Genomic DNA, 3,411 nt, shown 5'->3' with positions numbered 1-3,411 from the left:
TCGCGTTTGGACGCTGCGAGCGTGGCTGTCACGGCCTCAAGGCGTTTCCTGTCGGGCATAGTTCCAGCCAACTACCGATGAGCGCCGCCTCGTCTGTTTGCTCTCTGTCGTCGTGCGTGTGGGCGCGTAAACTCTTCAGGTGACTGTTGCCGCGCCCAATCTTTCCAAGTTGCTGCCTGCCGCTCCGGCAGGGAATCTTCTCTTGTTGCCGCAGGTGGCGCGGGCGGCGCTGTTCGCGGCGTTTCCTGGCCCGGCGGTGCTGCTGACCACCCCAGACCGCCTGGGGAGTTACGTCACGGCGGGCGCGCTGGGTGCGCCGGTCAGCGTGAACCCAGGCCTGCGCGACTGGGACGCCCGGCACGAGCACGTGGTACTGGACGTGAACACGGCGCTCGACCTGTTCCCGGCCCGCCCGGAAGACCACGCCCTGACCCTGCGGGTCGGCTCGAACTACCCCCGTGAGGAGTTGCTGTCGCGCCTGGAACGCCTGGGCTACGAACGTGGCGACTGGACCAGCCGCGAGGAGGGAGAGGCGGGATTCGAGATTCAGGGCGACACGCTGGAACTGCGGCTCACGCCGGGTTTCGGCCTGCCTGCCGAGGCGCAGGAGGGCGTGTGGGTGCGCGCGGAGTTCTTCGGGGACGAGCTGGACACCCTGAGATTCCTGAAATCGGGCGCACTGACGGGCGAGAAGGCGCAGAGCTTCACGCTGGAACCCACCGCCGAGTACCTGACGGCAACGAAGTGGGACGCCACGCGCCTGGAACTGCTGCCCGGGCGGGTATTCCTGGATTCCCCGGAGTTCTATGCGAGCAGTCTGGGCGTGCTGATCGACACGCTGTGGCCGAAACTGGCGGCGCGGGACATCACCAGTTTCGGGCGCACGGCGCTGGACCTGCCGGACCTGGAGACCGGCCTGATCACCCTGCCGTTCTACCGCGCCCGCCTGGGCGATCTGGAACGAGACGTGCAGGAGTGGCGAGCAGCGAACTACCGCGTGCTGATCCTCGTGCGGCACGACCGCACGGCCGCGTACCTCGCGGATAAACTGCTCGGCACCCACGAGATTCCGTGGCTGAACGTTCCGCGTGTGCCTCAGGGCGGCCTGGGCTTCCTGCGCGCGGCCGGTGAGGGCGGGTTCGTCATTCCCGAGCACAACACGGTCGTCATCACCGAGGACCTGATCTACGGCTTCCAGGGAGGCAGCGCCCTGCGTGGCAAGCGCCTGAACGGTAAACCCGTCACGGACGCACTGGGCCTGCACGTCGGGGATTACCTGATTCACCCCGAGCACGGCATCGGGCAGTTCGAGGGCCTGGAAACCCTGAAGGTGCTGGGTGTCACGCGGGACTACCTGAACCTCACGTACCGGGGCGGCGCGACCCTGCGCGTTCCCATCGAGCAACTGCCGGTCCTGCGCCGCCACCCGGGCACCACGGACGACCCGCCCAGCCTGAGTTCCTTCGACAAGAAAGACTGGGCGAAAGCCAAGGAGAAAGCCCGCAAGAACGCCGAGGAGGTCGCCGGGAAACTGCTCGTGCAGTACGCGGCGCGGCAGGTCACGCCCGGCAACGCCTTCCCCGCGCAGCCCGAATGGGACGAGCAGATCGAGAAGAACTTCCAGTTCGAACTGACCGCCGACCAGAAAACCGCCCTGAAAGAAACCATGCGCGACCTCGAAAAACCCAACCCCGCTGACCGCCTCATTTCCGGCGACGTGGGCTTCGGGAAAACCGAGGTGGCCCTGCGCGCCGCGCACCGCGTCGTCGGGCACGGCAAGCAGGTCGCGGTCCTCGTGCCTACCACGCTGCTGGCCGAGCAGCACGCCAGCACCTTCGTGGAACGGTTCAGGGGCATGCCGGTGCGGGTCGAGGGCCTGTCACGCTTCACGACCCCGCAGCAGGCGCGCAGCATCCTCGCGGACGCCGCCGCCGGCAAGGTGGACATCCTGATCGGCACGCACCGCCTCCTGAGTGGCGACGTGCAATTCCGCGACCTGGGCCTGATCATCGTCGATGAGGAACACCGCTTCGGCGTGGGCCAGAAAGAGAAACTCCGCGCGCTGCGGGGCCTGCCGCCCACCGCCAAGGACGGCAAGATCGACATTCCGCAGGACGCCCGCGCCGTGGACACCCTCGCCCTGTCCGCCACGCCCATCCCCCGCACGCTGTACATGAGCATGGTCGGCCTGCGCGACATGAGCTCCATCCAGACGCCACCCAAAGGCCGCAAACCCATCCAGACCGTCCTGGCGCCCTTCGATCCCATCACGGTACGCGACGCGATCCTCACGGAAATCGAACGGGGCGGCAAGGTCTTCTACATTCACGACCGCGTCGCCAGCATCGGCGCGCGCAGCCTGTACCTGCGCAACCTCGTCCCCGAGGCCCGCATCGGCGTCGCGCACGGCCGCATGAACGAGGAAGAACTCGAGGAGATCATGCTCGGCTTCGAACAGGGCGCCTTCGACGTGCTGCTCGCCACCACCATCGTCGAAACCGGCCTGGACATCCCCGAAGCGAACACCATCCTGATCGAACGCAGCGACCGCCTGGGCCTCGCCCAGCTGTACCAACTGCGTGGCCGCGTCGGCCGCCGCGCCCAGACCGCGTACGCGTACCTGTTCTACCCGCCCCGCATGACCGAGAACGCCCAGCGCCGCCTGTGGGCCATCGCGGACCTCCAGGACCTCGGCAGCGGGCACCTGCTCGCCGAGAAAGACATGGAAATTCGCGGCGTGGGCAACATCCTCGGCGAGGAACAGCACGGGCACGTACAGGCCGTCAGTATCGACGTGTACACCGAACTGCTCGCCGAAGCCGTCGCCAAACTCAAAGGCGAGAAGATCGAAGGGCCCGTCAACATCAGCATCGACCTGCCCATCGACGCCCGCCTGTCACCCGAGTACTTCCTGAACGCCGACGGCAACAGCGACGAGGAAGCCCGCATCGCCACCTACGGCCGCCTCAGCGAAAGCCGCACCCTGCAAGCCATCAGCCGCGTCGAACGCGATCTGCGCAAAAAGTACGGCCCGCCCACCCCCGAAGTGCAGAACTTCATCGACCTCGCCAAACTGCGCCTCACCGCCGCCGCCCGCCGCGTCCTGAGCATCGGCGAGACCATGACCCAGATCCAGATCACCTTCGCGTACAAGACCCTGGACTACGACGCCCCCGGCCTGCGCGCCTTCCCCTACAAGACCGAGGTCGTGACCTTCCCGCCCAGCGTGAAACTCGAAAAACGTGGCATTAAACCCAACGACTACGCCCGCACGCTGATCGACCTGCTCGGGTACTTCGGGTAGATGACCTGCAAGGTGGGCGCCTGGCGGCGGGCTGCCCCACCCCCCAGCCCCCTACCCCAGGGGGGCAGGGGGAGCCGTCGTTGCACTGGGCAAGAGTTTCTACTCGT

1 protein-coding gene is annotated in these 3,411 nt (G+C 66.9%); it reads left to right on the top strand.

All coding sequences use genetic code 11. The features are described from left to right. Positions 1-139 precede the first annotated feature (139 nt). Positions 140-3,304 (top strand): DEAD/DEAH box helicase, encoded by a 3,165-nt coding sequence (locus QZ271_RS14140; protein ID WP_291432556.1) that lies wholly within the window; start codon positions 140-142, stop codon positions 3,302-3,304. Positions 3,305-3,411 lie beyond the last annotated feature (107 nt).

This window comes from Deinococcus sp. (assembly GCF_018260555.1).
GTDB lineage: Bacteria > Deinococcota > Deinococci > Deinococcales > Deinococcaceae > Deinococcus.
Note: the sequence above shows the minus strand (reverse complement) of the source record. Positions and strands in the feature narration are given on the sequence as shown.